The organism is Roseateles cavernae (assembly GCF_040187885.1).
Lineage (GTDB): Bacteria > Pseudomonadota > Gammaproteobacteria > Burkholderiales > Burkholderiaceae_C > Roseateles_E > Roseateles_E cavernae.
The window spans coordinates 1,313,554-1,326,544 of sequence record NZ_JBDPLH010000001.1 but is presented as its reverse complement, the minus strand read 5'-3'; the positions used below and the strand labels follow the sequence as shown (position 1 = coordinate 1,326,544).

Here is a 12,991-nt window from a genome sequence, read left to right as displayed (position 1 = left end):
GCCCATGCTGAGAGTCCTGCTTATTGCCCTGCTGCTGCTGAATCTGCTGTTCTTCGGCTGGAGCCAGGGTCTACTCGACACCGTGCTGGGCCTGCGCGCCGGCGGTGAGGGCGAGCCCGAACGCCTGAAGCTGGCCCAGCATGCCGAGCGTGTCACCGTGCTGTCGCCGCAGGCCATCAGTGCGATGCAGACCCGCGGTTGCCTGGAGCTGGCACCGCTGCCCGGCGACGAGGCCTTGAAGGCGGCGCAGGCCGCGCTCGAACGTTTCGGCCTGGGCAGCAGCGACTGGCGGGTGCAAAGCAGCGATCAGCCGGGCCGCTGGGTGGTGGCGACCAACAAGCTCGAGTCGGCCGAGCAGCAGGCCCGCAAGGAAGAGGTCTTCAAGCGCCTGCGCCTGGCCTACGAGCCGCTGCCGGCACCGCAGGGCGAGCAGCCCAGCCTGGTGCTGAGCCAGCATGCCAGCGCCGAGGCCGCCGAGGCCGCGCTGGACTCCTATGAGAAGCGCGCGCTGCGCGGGCTGCGGGTGCTGCAGCTGCAGGCGCCCGGCCAGCTGCACAGCCTGCAACTGCCCAGCGCCGATGGCAGTGTGCAGACCCGTCTGCTGAACGCCAAGGATCCCGCGCTGGCGCCGGGCTTCAAGACCTGCCCGCCAGCGCCCGCCGCCTCAGCCGCCAGCGCGGCCTGAGGGGCGACCCCGCCGCAGCGCCAGGCTGGCCACGCCCAGGCCCAGCAACCAGGCCAGGCTGCTGGCGCCACCACCACCTCCTCCTCCGCCGTCGGTGCTCGGTGCGGGTGCGGGTGCGGGTGCGGGTGCGGGTGCGGGTGCGGGTGCGGGTGTCGGTGTCGGTGTCGGTGTCGGTGTCGGTGTCGGTGTCGGTGTTGGAGTTGGAGTTGGAGTTGGTGCAGGTGCAGGTGTCGGCGCGGGTACAGCAGCCGCGACGGCGGCGCCCGCGTCCAGCATGCCGGCGCCGCAAGTGCTGGTCGTGCAGTAGCACTCCAGCTGCTCGGCGTTGCTCGGTGCCTGGCAGCTGGCGGTGCCGGCGGTGGCGCCGGTGGTCGGGAAGGCGCGCACGGTCGAGGTCAGCAGATTGCGCACCTGGCTGCTCGTCAGGCTGGGCTGCAAGCTCAGCATCAGCGCCACCGTGCCACTGACCAGCGGGGTCGAGAAGCTGGTGCCGACACCGCTGGTGTAGCTGTTGTCGGCCGCCACCGGCCCTTGAGTCCCGCTATTGCCGGTGCTGTAGAGCGGATACAGGCAGGGGCCGGTGGCATTGCCATTGGCATCGACATTGACGCAGTTGCCGCCGGGCGCGCTGAGCGTGACCTGCGGCCCGATGCTGGAGAAACCCACCTTGGAGCCGACATGGCGCAGGCCGGCCACGGTGACGACGCCGGCGCAGCTGCCCGGCGCGCCGACCGCATGGCCGGCCGAGTTGCCGGCCGCCGCAACCACCACCACATTGCGGGCCGTGGCCTCGGCAATCACCTGGGGGTAGAAGGTCCCACAGCTGGCACCGCCGCCCAGGCTCAGATTCAGCACCCGGGCCGGGTTCGGATTGCTGGGCACGCCCGGCACATCGACGCCCATGGCCCAGCGCATGCCGGCCATGATGTCGGAGTCAAAGCCGCCGCACTTGCCCAGCACCCGCACCGGCAACAGCTTGGCACCCCAGGCCACGCCGGCCATGCCCAGGCCGTTGTTGCTGACGGCCGCGATCAGGCCGGCGACGCGCGTGCCGTGCCAGGAACTCCGGCCATTACCGACATCCTCACTGGTGCAGTCAGGGCCAAGCGTTCCAGCGTTGACATCGGCCTGCGTCACCCAGTCGCCGGGATCGGAGGCATTGCTGTCATGACCATTGCCGTCATTGGCGATCGCCAGGCCGCGGGCATCCGCGTTGCTGTAGGCGACGAAGTCATAGCCGCCGACCAAATTGGCCGCCAGATCGGGATGATCGGGGAGCACGCCGGTGTCGAGCACCGCCACGACGATGGAAGCACTGCCGGTGGTGCGGTCCCAGGCGGTCGGCGCATTGATGCCGGAGACGACCTCGCCGGCCGGCGGCTTCAGATACCACTGCCCGGCGGCCGGCCCGGACCCGGCCACGGTCGCATAGGCCGGGTCATTGGGCACCAGGCTGTGACGGCGCAGATGGTCGACCTCGACCTGCTCGACCTCCGGATCGGCCGCCAGGCGGCGTGCCAGATCGGCCGAGCTCAGACCCTGGGCGCGCACCACCTGGGTCCGGGCATCCAGGCTCAGGCCGGCGCGCAGCCCGCCCCGGGCCGCCAGCCCGGTGCGCAGCGCCAGCGCATGGGCGCGCTGGCCGGCCAGATCGGCCACCTCGGCAGCCGCCGCCCGGCTGGCCATGGGTTTGGCCAGCACCGAGGGCGCGGCCGCCTTGAAGCGCACGATCACGCGGGCCTGTGCCTCGTTCGTTGCGCTCGCGGTGGCTGTCGCGGCCGACAGGCCGATAGGCAGGCCGGCCAGGCCCAGGCTCAGGGCCAGCAAAGAGGGACGGAACACGGGGCTGCGTAGGCGCTTCATGGCTTGACCCATCCTGGGCTCGGGCACGCCCAGCGGGCGCAATCAGCGCAGTTTAGAGGGCCGACCTTTGCGTCCGTGTGTAAACAAACGCAAAACCACCCGGGTGTTCGGCCGACCAAGCAAAAAGGCCTTGCCCGTCGCCGGGCAAGGCCTTGAGGTCAACCGGACGGGCTGCTTACTTGGAAATCACGCGCACCATCTCGAGCACCTTGTTCGAGTAGCCCCACTCGTTGTCATACCAGGCCACCAGCTTGACGAAGGTGGAGTCCAGCGCGATGCCGGCGTCGGCATCGAAGATCGAGGTGCGGGCATCGCCGCGGAAGTCGGTGGCAACCACCTTGTCCTCGGTATAGCCCAGCACGCCCTTCAGTGCGCCTTCCGACTGTGCCTTGAACTCGGCGCAGATCTCCTTGTACGAGGCCTCGCTGTTCAGCTCCACGGTCAGGTCCACCACCGACACGTCCGAGGTCGGCACGCGGAAGCTCATGCCGGTCAGCTTCTTGTTCAGCTCGGGGATCACGACGCCGACGGCCTTGGCCGCACCGGTGCTCGAAGGGATGATGTTTTCCAGGATGCCGCGGCCGCCGCGCCAGTCCTTGTTGCTCGGGCCGTCGACGGTCTTCTGGGTCGCGGTGGCGGCGTGCACGGTGGTCATCAGGCCGCGCTTGATGCCCCACTTGTCGTTCAGCACCTTGGCCAGCGGGGCCAGGCAGTTGGTCGTGCAGGAAGCGTTCGAGATGATGGCCTGGCCGGCGTAGGTCTTGTCATTGACGCCGAACACAAACATCGGCGTGTCGTCCTTGCTCGGGGCCGAGAACACCACCTTCTTGGCGCCAGCGGCCAGATGCTTCTCGCCGCTGGCCTTGTCCAGGAACAGGCCGGTGGCTTCGACGACGATGTCGGCACCGACGTCGTTCCACTTCAGGTTGGCGGGATCACGCTCCTGCGTCAGGCGGATCTTCTTGCCGTTGACGACCAGGGTGTTGCCGTCGACCGCGACCTCGCCGTCGAACTTGCCATGCACGCTGTCGTACTTCAGCATGTAGGCCAGATAGTCGGGCTCCAGCAGGTCGTTGATGCCGACGACTTCAATGTCCTTGAAGTTGGCGATGGCGGCACGGAACACCATGCGGCCGATGCGGCCGAAGCCGTTGATACCGATCTTGATCGTCATAGAGGTCTCCTAAGTCAGAAAAGCAAAATCCATGAAAAAGGGGCGCCACGCACCCCTTCGAACTCAAACCATCACTTCTTCGTCTTCAAACGGGCCAGGCCCAGTGCCACCTTGACCGTGTCCACCACATTCTCGGGCGTGAAGCCGAAATGCTTGAACAGCACCGGTGCCGGGGCCGACTCGCCGTAGCTGTCGATGCCGACGACGGCAGCGACGCCGTACTTCCACCAGCCATCGCTGACACCCATTTCCACCGCGACGCGCGGCAGGCCTTCGGGCAGCACGGCCTTCTTGTACTTGGCGTCCTGGCGGTCGAACACCGTGGTCGAGGGCATCGAGACCACGCGCACCGCGATGCCCTCGGCGGCCAGCGAGGCCTGGGCATGCAGGGCCAGCTGCACCTCGGAGCCGGTGGCGATGATCACGCCCTGGGCCTTCTTCTTCAGGCCCACCTCGGCCGGCTCGCTCAGGACATAGCCACCCTTGCTGATCTCGTCCAGATTGGCCTTGGGCGCATAGGGCAGGTTCTGACGGCTCAGCGCCAGCACGCTGGGGCGGGTGGCATTGCCGATGGCCATGGTCCAGGCCACAGCGGTCTCGGTGGTGTCGGCCGGGCGCCAGACATCCAGGCCTGGGATCAGGCGCAGCGAGGCCACATGCTCGATGCTCTGGTGGGTCGGACCGTCCTCGCCCAGGCCGATCGAGTCGTGCGTGAACACATGGATGACGCGCTGCTTCATCAGCGCGGCCATGCGGATCGCGTTGCGGCTGTAGTCGCTGAAGGTCAGGAAGGTGCCGCCATAAGGGATGTAGCCGCCATGCAGCGCGATGCCGTTCATGATGGCGGCCATGCCGAACTCGCGCACGCCGTAATTGATGTGGCGACCGCCGTTGGCGCTGCCGTCGGCTTCCAGGCGGAAGGCCGGCGTGCTCTTGGTATTGGTCAGGTTGGAGCCGGTCAGATCGGCCGAGCCGCCCAGCAGTTCGGGCACGGCGGCGGTGAAGGCCTCCAGTGCCAGCTGGCTCGCCTTGCGGCTGGCGACGGTCTCGCCCTTGGTGTGGGCGGCCACCACCGCGTCCACCGCGGTCTGCGCGAAGTTGGCCGGCAGCACGCCGGCCATGCGGCGCTGGAACTCGGCGGCCAGCTCGGGGTGGGCCGTGGCATAGGCGTCGAAACGCTCGTCCCAGGCCTGCTCCAGCGCGGTGCCCTTGGCCTTGGCGTCCCAGTCGGCATAGACCTCGGCCGGCACGACGAAGGGCTCGTGGGTCCAGCCCAGCGCCTCGCGGGTCAGCTTGATCTCGTCGCCGCCCAGCGGCTCGCCATGGGCCTTGGCGGTGTTGGCACGGTTCGGGCTGCCCTTGCCGATATGGGTCTTCGCGATGATCAGCGAGGGCATGTCGGTGCTCATCTTGGCCAGCGCGATCGCGGCGTCAACCGCATCGACATCATGGCCGTCGACCGGGCCGATCACGTTCCAGCCATAGGCCTCGAACCGCTGGGCGGTGTTGTCGATGAACCAGGGAGCGACCTGGCCGTCGATCGAGATGCCGTTGTCGTCATAGATCGCGATCAGCTTGTTCAGCTTCCAGGCGCCGGCCAGCGCGCAGGCCTCGTGGCTGATGCCCTCCATCAGGCAGCCGTCGCCCAGGAAGGCGTAGGTGTGGTGGTCCACCACCGCATGGCCGTCGCGGTTGAATTCCTTGGCCAGCATCTTCTCGGCCAGCGCCAGGCCCACGGCATTGGTGATGCCCTGGCCCAGCGGGCCGGTGGTGGTCTCGACACCGGGGGTGATGCCCACCTCGGGATGGCCCGGGGTCTTGCTGTGCAGCTGGCGGAAGGCCTTCAGCTCGGCCATCGGCAGCTCGTAGCCCGTCAGGTGCAGCAGCGCATAGATCAGCATCGAGCCGTGGCCATTGCTCAGCACGAAGCGGTCGCGGTCGGCCCATTGCGGGTTGGCCGGGTTGTGGCGCAAATGGCGGCCCCACAGCGCGACGGCGATATCGGCCATGCCCATCGGTGCGCCGGGGTGGCCCGAGTTGGCTTGCTGCACGGCGTCCATGGCCAGTGCGCGAATGGCGTTGGCCATCAAAGTGGGGTTGCTTGCAGCGGTTTGAGCCATGGTGGATGCGGGCGGAGTTGCGGGTAAACACGGGATTTTACTTGGCCGCCGGCCCACCCCGGCTTGACCCAGAGCAAGACCTCGCGGCGCCCGAGCTGGCACGCTGCACCATGCACTGCCGGAGACACCGATGACCGCACTGACGCTTCGCATCATCCGCGACGAACACCATGCGCTGGCCGCGATGCTGCGCACGATACCGCTGCTGCTGGCCCAGCACCGCCAGCAGGGCAGCCGGCCCGATTTCGACGCGCTGCGCGCGATGCTGTTCTATGTCGACGAGTTCCCCGAGCGCCTGCACCACCCGAAGGAAACCGAGCTGCTGTTTCCGAAGCTGCGGGCGCGGGCGCCGCAGTCGCGCGAGCTGCTGGACCGGCTCGACGCCGACCATGGCCGCGGCGAGCGCGCGGTGCGCGAGCTGCAGCACCGGCTGCTGGCCTTCGAGCTGCTCGGCGAGCCGCGCCGCGCCGCCTTCGAGCAGGCCGCCCAGCGCTATGTCGACGCCTATCTGCAGCATATGGCGCTGGAGGAGCGCGAGGTGCTGCCGCTGGCCGAGCAGGTGCTCGGCCCCGCAGACTGGGCCGAGCTCGACGAGGCCTTCGCCGGCAACCGCGACCCGCTGACCGGCCATGTGCCGGACGCCGAGTACCAGGCCTTGTTCTCCCGCATCCTGAACCTGGTGCCCGCGCCGCTGGGCTTGGGCCCGCCGGACTGACCCCCGGCGGCGCACCCTACACTCCCGCCCCATGCGAGCCATCATCCTCGCGGCCGGGCGCGGCGAGCGCATGCGGCCGCTGACCGACACCACCCCGAAGCCGCTGCTGAACGTGCGCGGCAAGCCGCTGATCGTCTGGCATATCGAGGCCCTGGCCGCCGCCGGCGTGCGCGATATCGTGATCAACACGGCCTGGCTGGCCGAGCAGTTCCCGGCCACGCTGGGCGACGGCCGCGCCTGGGGCCTGCGTCTGCACTACTCGGTCGAGGCGCAGGCGTTGGAGACCGCCGGCGGCATCGCCCAGGCCCTGCCGCTGCTGACGGCCGATGGCGACGCGGCCTTCTGGGTGGTTTCGGCCGATGTCTTTCTGCCGGCGTTCCGCTTCGACGCCGATCAGGCCCGGCGCTTCGCCGACGGCCCGCGGCTGGCCCATCTGTGGATGGTGGCCAACAGCCCGCACCACCCCGACGGGGATTTCGCGATCAGCGCCGAGGGCCTGGCGGCCACCGCAGGCGGGCCGCGCCACACCTGGTCCTGCATCGGCCTGTACCGCGCCGAGATGTTCACCGGCATCACCCCGGGCACGCGCGCGCGGCTGCGGCCCTATCTGGACGCCGGCATCGCCGCCGGCCGCATCGGCGCCGAGTTCTACGCCGGGCCCTGGGCCGATGTGGGCACGGCGGCGCGGCTGGACGCCCTCAACCGCAGCGCCTGAGCCGCGCCGGCCATGGACGTCCGCACCCTCTTCCTGGCGCAGACCTGCGCACTGCTGGCCAGCGCCGCGATGCTGTGGATCGCGCGCGGCGAGGCCGACCGGCGCAACGGCCTGCGCCTGTGGATGCTGGCTGTCGCCGGCCAGGGCCTGGCCTATGCGCTGCTGTCCAACGCCGGCCGCCTGCCCAGCCTGCTGAGCGCCGGCCTGGGCAATGCGCTGGGCGCCGTCAGCGTGGCGCTGTTCCATGCGGCGATCCGTCAGTTCCTGGGCCAGGCCATGCACCGCAGCGGGCTGGTGCTGATGGCCTCGATGGTGCTGGCGGTGACGGCGGTGGCGCTGACGGCCGGTGCCGACTACGCGCAATCCACCATCTTCAACGGCTTCGCCTACGGCCTGGTGCAGCTGCTCAATGCCTGGCTGCTGTGGCGCAGCCCGGCGCCGACCCTGCGAGGGGTGCAGCGGGTGGTCGCGAGCTTCTACCTCTTGATGGGCCTGCTGCTGCCGCTGCGCGCCGCCGCGCTGCTGCTCCAGCAGGGCCAGGGACGCGACTATCTGAACGTGCCCGCCGACTGGCAGGCGCCGCTGTTCCTGTTCGGCTTTCTGTTCATCATCGTGACCACACTGGGCTTTCTGCAGATGTGCAAGATGCAGGCCGAGGCCGAGGTGCGGCAGCAAGCCCATAGCGACGGGCTGACCGGCCTGCCCAACCGGCGGGCCCTCGACGAGGCCGTGGCCGCCGCGATCACGCGGACCCGGCCCTTTGCCCTGCTGCTGGTCGATCTGGATCATTTCAAGGCCATCAACGACGGTTTCGGCCACCATGCCGGCGACGCCGCGCTGGCCGACTTCGCCGCAGGCCTGCGCGCCAGCCTAGCCGCTGGCGAGCAGGGCTTCCGCTGGGGCGGCGAGGAGTTCTGCCTGCTGCTGCCGGCCGGCGATGACGGCGCGGCACTGGCGCGGGCACGGCAGCTGCACCAGCAGATCGCACGGCCGCCCCGGGGCGAGCTGCCGGCGCTGCGCTGCAGCCTGGGGCTGACGCTGTGGCAGCCGGGCGACTCGGCCGACACCCTGTTCAGACGCGCCGACCGGGCGCTCTACCGCGCCAAGTCGCTGGGCCGCAACCGGGTCGAGCTGGGCTGAGGCCGGCGGCCTATTTGGCCAGCGGCTTGGCGATCGTGTCGATGCGGGCCAGCAGCTCGGGCGTCAGCTTGGGCGTGACCGCCAGCGCGCCGAGATTGTCCTGCAGCTGGCTGAGCTTGCTGGCGCCCAGGATCACGGTGGAGACGCGCGGGTTCTTGTTGACCCAGGCCAGCGCCAGCTGGGCCATGGTGCAGCCGAGCTCGGCGGCAATGCCTTCCAGTGCGGCCACGGCCTGGTTTTTCGCCGGGTCCTGCAGCTGCTCGCGCAGCCAGGCCATGCTGTCCAGCGAGCCGCGGCTGCCCTCCGGGATGCCGTTCTTGTACTTGCCGGTCAGCAGGCCCGAGGCCAGCGGGCTCCAGGTCGTCAGGCCCAGGCCGATGTCCTCGTACAGGCGGGCGTACTCGGTCTCGACACGCTGGCGGTGGAACAGATGGTATTGCGGCTGCTCCACCACCGGCTTGTGCAGATGGTGGCGCTCGGCGATCTCGTAGGCGGCGCGGATCTCGTCGGCGCTCCATTCGCTGGTACCCCAGTACAGCGCCTTGCCCTGCTTGATGATGTCGCTCATCGCCCAGACCGTTTCCTCGATCGGCGTCAGCGGGTCGGGGCGGTGGCAGTAGACCAGGTCGACGAAGTCCAGCTGCAGGCGCGCCAGCGAGCCGTCGATGGCCTGCATCAGGTATTTGCGGTTCAGCGTGTCCTGGCGGTTCGGCAGGCGCGGCTCGCCGGCCGGCGCGCGCTCCATGCCCCAGAAGAACTTGGTCGAGACCAGATAGTTCAGCCGCGGCCATTTCAGCGCCTTCAGCGCCGCGCCCATCACCACCTCGCTCTCGCCCTTGGCATAGACCTCGGCGTTGTCGAAGAAGTTGATACCGGCATCGAAGGCGGCCGCCAGCATCTCGGTGGCGGCCTTGGTGTCGACCTGGTTGTGATAGGTGACCCAGGAGCCCAGGGACAACTCGGAGACTTGCAGGCCGCTGCGGCCCAGACGACGGTATTGCATGGTGTGCTGATGACAGAGAGTGAGCGGACGGACGCGAGCGTAGCGCACAGCGCGTCATCGTGCTGACGCGGTCGCGACCTGGGCATGACGGGATGGCGGACGGCCGCTATAGACTGCGGCCATGTCCGAGATCGCCGACGCTTCGTCTCTTTCCGCCCTGCGCCTGGCCGTGGTCGGTGCCGGCCCGGCCGGCCTGGGCCTGGCCCTGCTGGCGGCACGCAGCCTGCCCCAGGCCCAGATCAGCCTGTTCGATGCCCGGCCGCTGGAGCGCGATGTCTCCGGCGACCCGCGCACGCTGGCGCTGAGCCTGGGCAGCGTCCAGCTGCTGCAGCGCCTGGGCGCCTGGAACGAAGCCGCCGCGCAAGCCATCCTGCAGGTCCATGTCAGCCAGGCCCCGCCCACGCTGAACCACCCGATCTTCGGCGCGGCCGGCGAGCCGCTGGTGCGCATCAGTGCGGCCGAGCAGGGCGTGGACATGCTGGGCGCGGTGCTCAGCTACGGCCAGCTGGTGGCCCCGCTGCAGGCGGCCTGGCAAGCGGCCGCCGCGGCCGAGCCGACCCGCCTGCTGAGCCGCTTCGGTGCGCCGGTCGTGGGGCTGAAGCCGCTGGACGCGTCAGCAGGCGGCGGGGTCGAGGTCGACGCCGGCATTGCGGACACCTTCGATCTGGCGGTGGTCGCCGAGGGCGGCGTGTTTGCCGAGCAGGCGCGCAAGAGTCTGGCTCACGACTACCAGCAAAACGCCTGGGTCGGCACCGTGACCCTGGCCGAGAGCAGCCCGCCCGGCGTGGCCTACGAGCGCTTCACCCGCAACGGCCCGCTGGCCCTCTTGCCGCTGCCACCGCTGGAGGGCCGCAAGCGCGCGGCCCTGGTCTGGTGCATGCCGCAGGCCGAGGACGAGATCGCCAGCCTCAGCGATGCCCAGCGCCTGGCCGTCATCAACAGCCTGCTGGCCACCGAGGCCGGCCCGCTGCAGGCCATCAGCCCTCTCAAATGCTTTGCGCTGGGCCTGAACGCCGAGCGCAGCCTGGTCGAGGGCCGTACCGTGCGCATCGGCAACGCCGCCCAGACCCTGCACCCGGTGGCCGGCCAGGGCCTGAACCTGGGGCTGCGCGATGCCTATGCGCTGGTTCAGACCCTGCGCGGTAGTCGCGACATCGACGCCGCGCTGCGCAGCGTCGAATGGCAACGAGCCCCCGACCGCTGGAGCACCATCGCCAGCACCGACTTCCTGGCCCGCAGCTTCGCCTGGCGCTGGCCCGGCCTGCCGGTCGTGCGCGGCCTCGGCCTGGCCGCACTGCAGGCGCTGCCGCCGCTGAAGCGCGCGCTGGCGCGGCAGATGATGTTCGGCAGCCGCTGAACCGCCGCCATGACTGAACGCCTCGCCTCCTGCAGCTGCGGCCAGCTCACGGCCCAGGTCGTCGGTGAGCCGCTGCGCGTCTCGATCTGCCACTGCCTGGCCTGCCAGCGCCGCACCGGCAGCGTGTTCGGAGCACAGGCCAGGTTCCGCCGTGAGAACGTCTCGCTGTCGGGCCGCTCGACCCCCTATGTGCGGGTCGGCGATGAAGGCTCCCGCGTCACCTTCCACTTCTGCCCCCACTGCGGCGCGACGGTCTACTACGAGCCCGAGGGCCTGGAAGAGTTCCTGGCCATCCCGGTCGGCGCCTTCGCCGACCCCAGCTTCCCGGCGCCCAGCATCTCGGTCTATGAGGAGCGCATGCATGGCTGGGTCGTACCGCCGGAGGATGCGGAGCATATCGGCTGAGGGGATAGTCGCCACCGTGCGGCGATCAGGAGGACAGTCATATGGACGACAAGACGGAGTTGCATTGGCGTTACTTGAAGGACAACCTGGATCACTCGCGTCATCACGAGACATTGCGAGCCACAACCACGAATGCGCTGCTCGTCCTGGCCGGCGCAGGATTCACGGTTGCCGGATACGACAGATGCATTCAGCAGACAGACATTCCGGTGCTTGTCTTCATCGGAATCCTAGGCGTGTTCGGAGCGATCTTTGTGGCCAAGCAGACCGAACGTGCGGATGCTCACTATGAGCGAGCGCGAGAACTCCGGGATGCGATAGACGCCGGCGTAGATGCGCCCGGATTCGAGGCCTTGAGAAGATCGGCAGACAAGCGCCACAAGCAGCGCTACAGCGGCTTCGGCGCATGGCTTCGCTGGCAAGGTTTGCGAAACTTCTGGATATTGATGCACCTGCTTGTCGCTGCACTCGCCGGCCTGCTCGCCTACTCAGCGGCGATGACAACGGCATGCCCATAGCCGCTAGCATTGCGCCGCATGGATGACTCATCAAGCGCAGCAATTGAAAACTTCGATATCCCGGATCCGGCCCTGCTTCGGCGGCTGCTGCGGGCGAAGGATCGCATGGACGCCGCCTCGCATGAAGCCTGGCCGGTGAAGCGGCTCGCCGAGGTCAGCGGCGTCTCCGAGACCCATTTCGCACACACCTTCCGGCAGGCCTTTGGCATCCCACCGCATCGCTACCTATTGACGCGGCGCATCGAGCAGGCGGCTACGCTGCTGCGCGACACCGAACTGCCCATCACGGAGATTGCTTTCGCCACCGGCTGGGAGAGCCTGGGTACCTTCGGGCGCACATTCCGGGACATCACCGGCAAGAGCCCCGGTGCGCTTCGCATCGAGGCCAGGGCCGAGACCACCCAGCTCGACCGCGTGCCCGCCTGCGTCCTGAAAGCGGCGCAGCGGCCGGACCTCACCATCGCAGTTTCGGAGAAGCGTCGCCGTGCAACAGAAGGTACAAACCGGCCACCAACAAAGGAGCGCTGATGAGCCAAGGTATCAATGTGGTGGGTGTGTACGTCGACGATCAGGACCAGGCCCTCGATTTCTACGTCAACAAGCTCGGTTTCCGCGTCCATACGGATGTGCGCAATGGGGCCTATCGCTGGCTGACGGTACAGCATCCGGAGCAACCCTTATTTCAGCTCGGCCTGTTCACACCCGGGCCACCGATGCACGACGAGGCGACGGCGCAGGCGCTGCGCGCACTGGTCGCCAAGGGCGCGATGCCGGCCTTGGTCCTGGCCGTGGCCGACTGCCGGGCCACCTACCAGCAACTGCATGCCCGGGGCGTGGAATTCACCCAGGAGCCGGTGGATCGCTATGGCAGCGTGGATGCCGGTTTCCGCGACCCTGCGGGCAACGGCTGGAAGATGATCCAGGCAGCGGGGAGCGCGACATGAATTGCAGCAGCTTCTTGAGGCGCACCCACCGCTGGGTGTCGATCGCCTTCACGCTGACCGTCATCGCCAACTTCGTCGCCCGGGCCCAAGGGCCAGCAGAGCCGCCGCCCTGGCTGACCTATGCGCCGCTGCTGCCACTGGGCCTCCTGCTGTTGACGGGGCTGTACCTGTTTGCCCTGCCCTATCTCGGCCGTCACCACGAACGGCATGGCGCCAAAGAGCAGGGGACACCGGCCGTTTGACGAGCCCCGGGACGCCAGGCGGGGTCAGGTCTTGAACCCTGCTGCATTCAAGACCTGGCATCGAAACCCTTCGTGGGCCAAAATCCCGTCGACCTCGACCAAGCCCACAC

The 12,991-nt window shown here is 68.8% G+C and carries 14 protein-coding genes; 10 read left to right on the top strand and 4 right to left on the bottom strand.

Annotated features, from left to right (window positions below):
- The first annotated feature begins 4 nt into the window (after window positions 1-4).
- Window positions 5-685, top strand: coding sequence for a hypothetical protein (locus ABGI63_RS06290; protein ID WP_349741564.1), 681 nt, complete (start codon window positions 5-7; stop codon window positions 683-685).
- Here the strand turns inward: ABGI63_RS06290 and ABGI63_RS06285 are convergent.
- From ABGI63_RS06285 to tkt, 3 genes are all read right to left on the bottom strand, one after another.
- Window positions 665-2,548, bottom strand: coding sequence for a S8 family peptidase (locus ABGI63_RS06285; protein WP_349741563.1), 1,884 nt, complete (start codon window positions 2,546-2,548; stop codon window positions 665-667). The genes ABGI63_RS06290 and ABGI63_RS06285 overlap by 21 nt on opposite strands.
- 175 nt (window positions 2,549-2,723) lie before the next feature.
- The gene (gene gap, locus ABGI63_RS06280; protein ID WP_349741562.1) at window positions 2,724-3,722 is read right to left on the bottom strand and encodes a type I glyceraldehyde-3-phosphate dehydrogenase; all 999 of its coding nucleotides are present in this window, start codon (window positions 3,720-3,722) and stop codon (window positions 2,724-2,726) included.
- Between the two features lie 71 nt (window positions 3,723-3,793).
- Window positions 3,794-5,842, bottom strand: a complete 2,049-nt coding sequence (tkt, locus tag ABGI63_RS06275; protein ID WP_432767377.1) for a transketolase — start codon at window positions 5,840-5,842, stop codon at window positions 3,794-3,796.
- Between the two features lie 130 nt (window positions 5,843-5,972).
- Here tkt and ABGI63_RS06270 point away from each other — a divergent pair, with 130 nt between their 5' ends.
- From ABGI63_RS06270 to ABGI63_RS06260, 3 genes are read left to right on the top strand one after another with little or no spacing between them, the layout of a single operon-like run.
- On the top strand, window positions 5,973-6,557 hold the full coding sequence (locus ABGI63_RS06270; RefSeq protein WP_349741560.1) for a hemerythrin domain-containing protein: 585 nt from the start codon (window positions 5,973-5,975) through the stop codon (window positions 6,555-6,557).
- Between the two features lie 31 nt (window positions 6,558-6,588).
- Complete coding sequence (gene murU / locus ABGI63_RS06265; protein ID WP_349741559.1) at window positions 6,589-7,272, top strand: N-acetylmuramate alpha-1-phosphate uridylyltransferase MurU; 684 nt, start codon at window positions 6,589-6,591, stop codon at window positions 7,270-7,272.
- A gap of 12 nt (window positions 7,273-7,284) precedes the next feature.
- Window positions 7,285-8,412 (top strand): GGDEF domain-containing protein, encoded by a 1,128-nt coding sequence (locus ABGI63_RS06260; protein ID WP_349741558.1) that lies wholly within the window; start codon window positions 7,285-7,287, stop codon window positions 8,410-8,412.
- 10 nt (window positions 8,413-8,422) lie between these two features.
- Here ABGI63_RS06260 and ABGI63_RS06255 read toward each other — a convergent pair whose 3' ends face one another.
- Window positions 8,423-9,415, bottom strand: a complete 993-nt coding sequence (locus ABGI63_RS06255) for a potassium channel beta subunit family protein (protein ID WP_349741557.1) — start codon at window positions 9,413-9,415, stop codon at window positions 8,423-8,425.
- Between the two features lie 121 nt (window positions 9,416-9,536).
- Between ABGI63_RS06255 and ABGI63_RS06250 the strand changes: the two genes are divergently transcribed.
- The 6 genes from ABGI63_RS06250 to ABGI63_RS06225 are packed head-to-tail and all read left to right on the top strand — an operon-like array spanning window position 9,537 to window position 12,881.
- Complete coding sequence (locus ABGI63_RS06250) at window positions 9,537-10,772, top strand: FAD-dependent monooxygenase (protein ID WP_349741556.1); 1,236 nt, start codon at window positions 9,537-9,539, stop codon at window positions 10,770-10,772.
- 9 nt (window positions 10,773-10,781) lie between these two features.
- The gene (locus ABGI63_RS06245) at window positions 10,782-11,177 is read left to right on the top strand and encodes a GFA family protein (RefSeq protein ID WP_349741555.1); all 396 of its coding nucleotides are present in this window, start codon (window positions 10,782-10,784) and stop codon (window positions 11,175-11,177) included.
- A 41-nt stretch (window positions 11,178-11,218) separates the two neighbouring features.
- The gene (locus ABGI63_RS06240) at window positions 11,219-11,695 is read left to right on the top strand and encodes a hypothetical protein (protein ID WP_349741554.1); all 477 of its coding nucleotides are present in this window, start codon (window positions 11,219-11,221) and stop codon (window positions 11,693-11,695) included.
- Window positions 11,696-11,713: 18 nt separating this feature from the next.
- Entirely contained in the window at window positions 11,714-12,223 is a 510-nt protein-coding gene (locus tag ABGI63_RS06235) for a helix-turn-helix transcriptional regulator (RefSeq protein ID WP_349741553.1), read from the top strand.
- Window positions 12,223-12,639, top strand: coding sequence for a VOC family protein (locus tag ABGI63_RS06230; RefSeq protein ID WP_349741552.1), 417 nt, complete (start codon window positions 12,223-12,225; stop codon window positions 12,637-12,639). Before ABGI63_RS06235 ends, ABGI63_RS06230 begins: the two co-directional genes overlap by 1 nt.
- Window positions 12,636-12,881 (top strand): hypothetical protein, encoded by a 246-nt coding sequence (locus ABGI63_RS06225; RefSeq protein ID WP_349741551.1) that lies wholly within the window; start codon window positions 12,636-12,638, stop codon window positions 12,879-12,881. Before ABGI63_RS06230 ends, ABGI63_RS06225 begins: the two co-directional genes overlap by 4 nt.
- Window positions 12,882-12,991: the final 110 nt, after the last annotated feature.

Bases quoted from the DNA above. Each gene is read 5' to 3' on its own strand.
- ABGI63_RS06290 (WP_349741564.1), top strand. From the start codon at position 5: ATGCTGAGAGTCCTGCTTATTGCCCTGCTGCTGCTGAATCTGCTGTTC.
- ABGI63_RS06285 (WP_349741563.1), bottom strand. From the start codon at position 2,548: ATGAAGCGCCTACGCAGCCCCGTGTTCCGTCCCTCTTTGCTGGCCCTG.
- gap (WP_349741562.1), bottom strand. From the start codon at position 3,722: ATGACGATCAAGATCGGTATCAACGGCTTCGGCCGCATCGGCCGCATG.
- tkt (WP_432767377.1), bottom strand. From the start codon at position 5,842: ATGGCTCAAACCGCTGCAAGCAACCCCACTTTGATGGCCAACGCCATT.
- ABGI63_RS06270 (WP_349741560.1), top strand. From the start codon at position 5,973: ATGACCGCACTGACGCTTCGCATCATCCGCGACGAACACCATGCGCTG.
- murU (WP_349741559.1), top strand. From the start codon at position 6,589: ATGCGAGCCATCATCCTCGCGGCCGGGCGCGGCGAGCGCATGCGGCCG.
- ABGI63_RS06260 (WP_349741558.1), top strand. From the start codon at position 7,285: ATGGACGTCCGCACCCTCTTCCTGGCGCAGACCTGCGCACTGCTGGCC.
- ABGI63_RS06255 (WP_349741557.1), bottom strand. From the start codon at position 9,415: ATGCAATACCGTCGTCTGGGCCGCAGCGGCCTGCAAGTCTCCGAGTTG.
- ABGI63_RS06250 (WP_349741556.1), top strand. From the start codon at position 9,537: ATGTCCGAGATCGCCGACGCTTCGTCTCTTTCCGCCCTGCGCCTGGCC.
- ABGI63_RS06245 (WP_349741555.1), top strand. From the start codon at position 10,782: ATGACTGAACGCCTCGCCTCCTGCAGCTGCGGCCAGCTCACGGCCCAG.
- ABGI63_RS06240 (WP_349741554.1), top strand. From the start codon at position 11,219: ATGGACGACAAGACGGAGTTGCATTGGCGTTACTTGAAGGACAACCTG.
- ABGI63_RS06235 (WP_349741553.1), top strand. From the start codon at position 11,714: ATGGATGACTCATCAAGCGCAGCAATTGAAAACTTCGATATCCCGGAT.
- ABGI63_RS06230 (WP_349741552.1), top strand. From the start codon at position 12,223: ATGAGCCAAGGTATCAATGTGGTGGGTGTGTACGTCGACGATCAGGAC.
- ABGI63_RS06225 (WP_349741551.1), top strand. From the start codon at position 12,636: ATGAATTGCAGCAGCTTCTTGAGGCGCACCCACCGCTGGGTGTCGATC.